This window comes from Bacillus sp. AFS037270 (genome assembly GCF_002585305.1).
In genome coordinates this window covers 1-1,499 of the sequence record NZ_NUNF01000136.1, presented here as the reverse complement: position 1 = coordinate 1,499, position 1,499 = coordinate 1, and the positions used below count along the sequence as shown (strand labels likewise).

Sequence of the window (1,499 nt, the reverse complement as noted above, 5' to 3'; positions counted from 1 at the left end):
TCGTATTATAAGGTCAGCCAGATATTTAAAGTGTACCCGTTGTAAAGGACATTTTTAAAAAGGTTATGCCAAATTCAGGAGATGATTTCTGTACTCAACAGGGGTCATCTTCTTTAAATTCCATTGGTATCTAAAATTGTTATAGTAATTCATATAGCTTCTGATTTCCTGTTTAAGTTCGTTTAAGGTAACACACGATTTTATATTTGCTTCATCTTTAAAATGACCGAAAAATGACTCTTGTGGTGCGTTATCCCAACAGTTTCCTCTTCTGGACATTGATTGGGCTAACTTTAATTTTTTTACATGCTTCTGAAAAGTAGGGCTAGTATAGTGTACTCCTTGATCCGAGTGAATAAAGGCTCCTTCTGCAAACTTTACTCTTCTATTTTTCTTTAACTTTACTAAAGTATCAGTAACTAAATCTAATGTTAGACGATCTGATACATTATAGGCTAATATCTCATTTGTTGAACTATCCTTAATGGTCGATAAATAAGCTTTTTGTCCCTTTCCGTAATATAAATAAGTAATATCTGTAAGTAAAACTTTACCTGGGATATCCTGTTTAAAATCTCGATTGAGTAAATTCGGAAGGACAGAATGTTCTTGGGTTGCTTTTAACATCTTCTTATAAGGGTTCGCTTTTCTAATAGGGCATACAATACTGTATTTTTTCATAATTCTACGGATCCGTTTTAAGTTATAGTTAATATAAAACTGCCCTTTTAACGTCATCTTAATTTGTCGGGCACCTTTATTACGTCGTTTAAAATGAAACGCCTTTAAAATATTTTCTCTTAAGATCAAGTCTTCCTTTTCACGACGCATTCGGTTTTCCTCGGACTTCGGAGAAAAATAATTATAATAACCCGAGCGTGAAACTCCAGATATTTCGCATAAGAAACCAATCTTGTTTTTAAGATCATACTTTTCAATTACTGAACGAATTAAGAGGAATTTCTCCTCAGCTGATACTTTTACTTGTTTTTCTCCAGCCCCCTTTCTATCATGTCTAACTTTTTTAGCAATTCATTTTCAGCGCGCAACAGTTTAATTTGAGCTTCTAATTTTGTGTTTTTTTCTTCTAAACTAAGCTCTCTTTTAATGGGTCTCCCTGAATTATCATTACGTGTATCGCAAAGTCCCAATACCCCCGATTCCTTATAGGTAGCCCGCCATCTAGCAGCGGCTCTATTTACCCTAACGATACCTATGATATCAACATCAAAACCGTTCTCCTCAAAAATCAGACGTGGTAATTTTCCATTCTCGCTTTCAGTAATAAAGATCCTTTTAAATTCATCAGTGTATGTAATTCCTTTTGTACTTACAGATTTGACATTAGAATTATTAGAAAGGTTCTTTATTTCTTTATCAGTGAAGAGTTTTTTTGACATGCGTTTAGTCTCCGATTCTCACATTTTTTATTCATTATACATAAAAGTACCCGAGAGGGCAGACCTTTTTTTAGTGTCTACTCTATCGGGTACATTTTA

At 33.8% G+C, this 1,499-nt stretch carries 1 protein-coding gene; it reads right to left on the bottom strand.

Translation table 11 applies throughout. The features are described 5' to 3' along the window. Window positions 1–63: 63 nt before the first annotated feature. Window positions 64–1,400 (bottom strand): IS3 family transposase gene (locus COD92_RS31340; protein ID WP_098532304.1). Its coding sequence is split into 2 segments (ribosomal slippage): window positions 64–1,016 and window positions 1,016–1,400, totalling 1,338 coding nucleotides; the frame shifts between segments, so codons are not numbered across the junction. Window positions 1,401–1,499 lie beyond the last annotated feature (99 nt).